We start from the raw sequence: 1952 nt of genomic DNA, 5'->3' as shown, positions 1-1952 counted from the left end.
AGATATAGCAGGGATATACCAAAATATCTCTAGAGATACGGGTATCTATGCTATATCTCTCTACAAGATTCCTCCACACGCTTGACGGAAATGCTTCAGCATTTTAGCACTCACTCGACAGAGTGTATAAGTGCGCCATTCGGAATTTCAAAGCTTCAAATTTCACAGAGAGTGCCCATTTATACACACCCCCTAAATCGTGGTGTGACAATGGGTTCTCGCCGGCTCGAAATCGGTTTGTCATTCTGACAAATAACCCTTCGGGAAATAAAAAAAACGGCTCCATAAAGAGGAACCGTTTTGCTTCAAAAATCACGTTTTGTGTTATACTGGAGAAACGAAATTGTGTTTTCAAAATTGTCATTTTCGACATGATAACTTTTCTCGTAGTGTGGTTTTGCCGAACCCACTACTTTTTTTATGTCTCCGAACTTCATTTCTTCCCGTTCCGGCTTAACAATCCCTTTTGATTTTCGATACATATTCATTCCGGAAGGATACATGTGCAGCCGTCCGCCTTTTAAAAATTTCTTTTCCCGACCTTCTACGATCTTTGTTTGCACCTCACAGCCCTCTGAAGCCACTTTTAAGGCTGTTTCCCTGTCTTGGACATCTTCTAGGTCTATATCAGTCAAATAAGCGCTCAAATAGGCTCCTATGTTGTCTATATCCTTTAATGACTTGATTGTTACAAATCCTAAACCCCATAGACTCCTTAATTCAGCATTTTTAATATAAATCTTATCCAAATCATTAAAGCGCATTAAAACATGACAATGCCAGGCTCCACGTCCTTGTGGCTCTACCACCGATAAATAATCTATCGAACTTTCTTTCTTGTATTTATAACGCAACCTGTCGATAAAATTTTGAAAATCACTATAAAGTTTTTTCGTGTCCGTCATATTTTTCTTGTATGTCAAAGTTATATGTAATTCATTTGGCCGTCCTATAAAATTGTTATTTATCAAATAACGCAGCTTCTTAAAGGTTTGTCTCAAAGAATTATAATTTTCCTGCCGATTTTCCGAATGCTCGAACTCCCGGATCTCCCCAGTAGAGAGGTCTACAAACCTATCCTTGTCCAATTTTTTGATATTATTTTTCCGGTTCATCTTCTCCATATGCTGAACTTCAATGACGTGATTCATAGTGGTCACTTTTACAACATCATTTGGAGCTATGAAAACCGCGTCACCATTGCGTTTATCCATCCATTTCCCCTCAATTTTTCCTGTAATGTTTAATTAAAATCAAGTTAATAATAAAGAACCCCAAATCCGAAGTCAGTTTTTCAACAAAAATTAGCGTCCTTTTCCCAAATAGTCCCTATACAATTCCTTAATAGCAAACTCAATTACAGCATCTTTTGAAACTCTTCCAAATTCATTGTGTTTTGTAAAATGTTCGGCTAATAACTCTAGCTTTTTAAATGTTTCAACAGTAATTCGAGGTCCAATTTGTTTTTTCTCTTCCATCCAAACACACTCCTAACAAGTTGTTAACATAATTCTAACATTGGAAATAATAGAATTCAAGAACAGAAAAAAGAAGCACACTCGGAATGATATTTCGTTTCCTTTTGATTCCGAGCCTCCACCCCTTACAATCCCCAAAGGCAACCGACAAGGGAAAATTCGTCCCTTATCGGCACCTCCGGAAATTGTACAGCAAGGGGTCACTCCCAATAAAAAGACTACGACATATAAAACAGGTTTAGCTTCAGAGAAAAAGAGCATAAGGAAACTCGGTGCCACCCTAAAAAAAAGGGTGTCAAACAGGCTGTGCCTGTTGAGTTTCTATGCTCTTAGAACAGGTGCCGTTTTTGAAGCCAAAGATATAGCATAGATACCCCATAGATATAGCAGGGATATACCAAAATATCTCTAGAGATACGGGTATCTATGCTATATCTCTCTACAAGATTCCTCCACACGCTTGACGGAAATGCT

The 1952-nt window shown here is 38.0% G+C and carries 2 protein-coding genes; both read right to left on the bottom strand.

Annotated elements, in window-relative coordinates; genetic code table 11:
• Positions 1-305: 305 nt before the first annotated feature.
• Positions 306-1214 carry a rolling circle replication-associated protein gene (locus ACWFRJ_RS44515; RefSeq protein ID WP_375839305.1) on the bottom strand — a complete coding sequence of 303 codons (909 nt, stop codon included), beginning with the start codon at positions 1212-1214 and terminating at the stop codon, positions 306-308.
• A 90-nt stretch (positions 1215-1304) separates the two neighbouring features.
• Positions 1305-1478 (bottom strand): hypothetical protein, encoded by a 174-nt coding sequence (locus tag ACWFRJ_RS44510; protein WP_375839303.1) that lies wholly within the window; start codon positions 1476-1478, stop codon positions 1305-1307.
• Between the last annotated feature and the right edge of the window lie 474 nt (positions 1479-1952).

This window comes from Streptomyces sp. NPDC055239, assembly GCF_053606205.1.
Note: the sequence above shows the minus strand (reverse complement) of the source record. Positions and strands in the feature narration are given on the sequence as shown.